This is a genomic window from Actinomadura sp. NPDC048955 (genome assembly GCF_040649435.1).
In the GTDB taxonomy this organism is placed as follows: Bacteria; Actinomycetota; Actinomycetes; order Streptosporangiales; family Streptosporangiaceae; genus Spirillospora; species Spirillospora luteofluorescens.
This window is the reverse complement of record NZ_JBEZJI010000146.1, coordinates 1-3791: the sequence shown is the minus strand read 5'-3', so window position 1 is coordinate 3791 and position 3791 is coordinate 1. Positions and strand designations below refer to the sequence as shown.

5 protein-coding genes are annotated in these 3791 nt (G+C 28.9%); 3 read left to right on the top strand and 2 right to left on the bottom strand.

The genetic code is table 11. The features are described 5' to 3' along the window. Nucleotides 1-466 precede the first annotated feature (466 nt). Nucleotides 467-616, top strand: a complete 150-nt coding sequence (locus tag AB0C84_RS45450; RefSeq protein ID WP_361078993.1) for a hypothetical protein — start codon at nt 467-469, stop codon at nt 614-616. Between the two features lie 653 nt (nt 617-1269). On the opposite strand, the gene AB0C84_RS45445 is transcribed toward AB0C84_RS45450, so the two are convergent. Next, nucleotides 1270-1428 carry a plasmid recombination protein gene (locus AB0C84_RS45445; protein WP_361078990.1) on the bottom strand — a complete coding sequence of 53 codons (159 nt, stop codon included), beginning with the start codon at nt 1426-1428 and terminating at the stop codon, nt 1270-1272. Between the two features lie 138 nt (nt 1429-1566). Between AB0C84_RS45445 and AB0C84_RS45440 the strand changes: the two genes are divergently transcribed. Continuing rightward, nucleotides 1567-1821, top strand: a complete 255-nt coding sequence (locus tag AB0C84_RS45440) for a type II toxin-antitoxin system Phd/YefM family antitoxin (protein WP_252957993.1) — start codon at nt 1567-1569, stop codon at nt 1819-1821. Further along, nucleotides 1814-2080 carry a Txe/YoeB family addiction module toxin gene (locus AB0C84_RS45435; protein ID WP_002456261.1) on the top strand — a complete coding sequence of 89 codons (267 nt, stop codon included), beginning with the start codon at nt 1814-1816 and terminating at the stop codon, nt 2078-2080. The genes AB0C84_RS45440 and AB0C84_RS45435 overlap by 8 nt, the downstream gene beginning before the upstream one ends. 562 nt (nt 2081-2642) lie before the next feature. Here the strand turns inward: AB0C84_RS45435 and AB0C84_RS45430 are convergent. Further along, nucleotides 2643-3191, bottom strand: a complete 549-nt coding sequence (locus AB0C84_RS45430) for a recombinase family protein (protein WP_064657848.1) — start codon at nt 3189-3191, stop codon at nt 2643-2645. Nucleotides 3192-3791 lie beyond the last annotated feature (600 nt).

Genomic DNA, 3791 nt, shown 5'->3' with positions numbered 1-3791 from the left:
ATATGAGTAAAAATATATTTTCCTACATTTACAATTAATGTAATTCGTGATATTTTATTAACGAAATAACTAATGAAAACATGGGAAAACCCTCCAACCGTCGCCTCGGTATAGGAGGGTTTTTTGTGTCATCTCTTAGCTATCGTGCTTATTCTTAAAATGTACAATGTACATCATTATAAGATCGTCTATCTCTCAGGCGTCAAATTTAGACGCAGAGAGAAGGTGCATTAACTGTTAATCATTTTCGCCAATTAGATTATAATACTGACTATATAAAGACTAATAATAATGATGCTTTAAAATTTCAAATACTCGAAGAATTACCAAATCAAATTAAAGATTATCTAAACAACAATTTTGAAATTAGAGAGATTCGTATTATTAAAAGTATTTTACTTAAAGGAAAAAATCTTTTAATAATACACATGATACATATTACCGTTTAGAAGAAGTTGAATTTGAAATTGTCAGTGTCTTAAAACGTTTTAAAGCTATGTTATTACAAAAAAATGAGTCTGTTGAAGCTATGCAAGCTTATTTAATGCAATCGATTAAATCAGAACTAGAAGAAGTACATGCGTTAAATATGCGTCGTCAAAGCATGTATGTCTAAGTACAATGTTTTCAATGAAAAATTCAAATGATTTGTGAGAATAAAAAATACATCAGAGTATCCTTGTTAAAATAGAAAATAAAGAATCAACTCCTTTTCAAAAGTTTTATCACAAATATTATTTAAATCTTAAATCCCTTTATTTTGAATTTTAAAGAATTAAGCTATGTATTATTTACCTAAAACTTACATTGGCTCTTAAAACGCAAATGAGAGCTAAATAAATATAATTTCATTTCACAAACTAAACTTTTGCATAAATTCGTTTCAAAAAACCAAAAATCTCACTGTTGAATAGTTTTTGGATGAACTAAAAATAAATAAGTGTTAAAGTAAAAATATAGCATTATATTCATTCATCATTAAGTCTTTTAACATGAAGTAATTCTTCGTCTAACCTATAGCCACTCAACAAATTGAGTGGCTAATTTTAATTGAACAATATTATAACTATCTTTGACTACTCATTTTTTTAGTAGTCTTTTTGTCTTGCATTTTAATCTTTTTCTAAGAGATTTAATTATTTCACATAGAAACTAATTGAAATTTTTTTGTTTAGCAGAGAAGTTATAAATCATTTTAAAATTTACTTTTCAAACCTTTTAAAAGGCTAAATGTAATTTTTATATTGATTAATATTCTTAATAGGAAAACTAAAAACTAAGAAAAGGTGTATAATGTAACTTTATTATTTTTAAGTGCATATGCGGTGTTTTTTCATCCATATGCACTGTTGCATATAAGATATTTTTTGCTCCATACTCTTTAACCAAAAGTTCTTTACTATCCTCAAAAAATCGTTTGATGAACAATAGGTATACACATATGTATAGCTATATACATAACTATATGCGTAAGTATTTATATTTATTAAGTCTTATCTAATGGATATTTCTCACCTTTACTTGTTGTACAACATGTTGTACAATTTTATTAAAGGAGGATATACTATGACTGTTTTAACTTATTCAAACGCACGTAAGGATTTCCGAAAACTAATAGATAAAGTAAATGATGATAGTGATACAGTAACTATCACAACTAATGACCGTAACGCTGTATTGATTAGTGAAGATGATTATAACTCAATTGTGGAAACCCTCTACTTACAACAATCACCAGTCAATGCTAAACGCTTAGCTCAATCAATGGAAGAAGCCGAAAGAGTTAATACTGTAGAGGTAGATATAACAACTTATGAATAAGTACAATGTAACTTTTACACCTACAGCTTTTGAAGATTATAAGTATTGGCAAACACAAGATAAGAAACTATTAAAGAAAATTAATAGTTTGATTAAGAGTATTCAAAGAAATGGCATTTTAGAGGGTGAAGGCAAGCCAGAGCCTTTGAAAGGTAATTTGAAAGGTTACTATAGTAGAAGAATAAATCACGAGCATAGATTAGTTTATACTATTAAAGACCCTAGTATTATAATCATTGCATGTAGATATCATTATTAAAAAAGAGCTCTAGGTTAATCCTAGGGCTCATATACATATTATTTATCGGTATAGTCGTTGCAATGATTAAAATAAGCAAAAGAATAACCATTCCCAACTTTTGGCAAGTAGATAGTCTATTTAATATCTTTTATCGAAAGCCACTGTCTTTTTAACGGGCTCATGAGAGTAACGTGTTCGCGCATGTTACTCTCTTTTTTACATCTTTAGTATATACTGTTTAATACTATTTGTAAATTATTTTAACAAATATTTATATCAAAAGACCACTCTTTATGAGTGGTCTAAATTATTATTTAGAAGTATTATCACTATCAGATGAAGAAGAACCACCGTTGATTAATTTTTGAACTTCTTCGATTAATTTTTTTACAAAATTAACTACGTTTTCCATTATGTATTTCACCTCTTTGTTTTGTGTCATACAATAGTATTATTACATCCTATTTAAAAATTTACAAATAAAAAGGTAACGTTTGAATAAGAAGTTAAACACAAAAAATAAAGATACAACTTTAATACATAGTTAAATGAAAGAATTATAAAATACCTTTCATTATTTTTATTTTTTGATCACACGATATACAGTTGACCTACTTACGCCAGTAGCTTCGGCTATTTGTTCTCCAGTCATTTTTTGTTCATCATATAAAAACTTAATTTCTCTTTTTTTATGATCAGGCATGGGTGGACGTCCACCGACGCGTCCTCTTGCTCTTGCAGAAGCAAGCCCCTTTTTAGTACGTTCGCTTAAAAGATTGGCTTCAAGTTCAGCAAAAGCACTCATCATCGTAAAAAACATTTTTCCCATTGCATCCTTAGTATTGATATTCATATCAATAATCTGTAATTCGATGTTATTGTTTTCTAACCATTGAGCCAATTCTATTAACTGTTTTGTTGTTCGACCTAAACGATCAAGTTTATAAACAACTAATGTATCTCCTTCACGTAAATACTCTAGACATTTGTCTAACTCTGATCTTTTCGTTTTTCGACCACTCACTTTTTCTTTAAATATTTTTGAACAGCCAAAGTTTTTTAAAGTATCGATTTGGCTATCTAAACTTTGATCTTGTGTTGAAACACGAGCGTAACCAATTTTAGCCATTTGTACACCACGCTTTATTAAATTTTGTTATTTGTTTCACTATTACTGTATCATATCTCATGAAGTAAAGGTAAAATAAGACTTTGTTAATAATACAAGATATGATACTTATAAGTAAAAAATAGAAATTGTTTTAAAATGCTTAATTTTTATGACTTTATGTAAGATAAAATCGATGAAACAAAGATTCATTATTACTTAGCTACCTATCTGTTTCAAAAACGTTCGTTTTTTACATAATGTTGATTTATTAAAGAATCAAACTTTTTCTAATTATTATAGTTATTCTCCCCGTTACTTATATAGTCGTCGAAAAAGCTCTCTAATTTCTTTTTTTGTTTTTTGAGATGTATTTGGATCTTTATATTTTTCAACAAGCGTTTTTGTTAGGTTCTTTGTATTTTCTTGATGCAATCCTGATTTATCTTTCAATAAATTTTCAATGAGTTCATCATTAATTTTCATTAACGAGTCTCCTCCTTTTCATTCATAATAAGACCAAGCTGCACGAGCGGGTTGCACGTCCACAGCAGCGCCGTGCGGAGCCGCCGCTCCTCCGTGGCGGACATCCGGTAGAGGATCAGGGCCGTCACCGCGAAC

Coding starts and splice junctions, on each gene's coding strand:
- AB0C84_RS45440 (WP_252957993.1), top strand. CDS start 1,567: ATGACTGTTTTAACTTATTCAAACGCACGTAAGGATTTCCGAAAACTA.
- AB0C84_RS45435 (WP_002456261.1), top strand. CDS start 1,814: ATGAATAAGTACAATGTAACTTTTACACCTACAGCTTTTGAAGATTAT.
- AB0C84_RS45430 (WP_064657848.1), bottom strand. CDS start 3,191: ATGGCTAAAATTGGTTACGCTCGTGTTTCAACACAAGATCAAAGTTTA.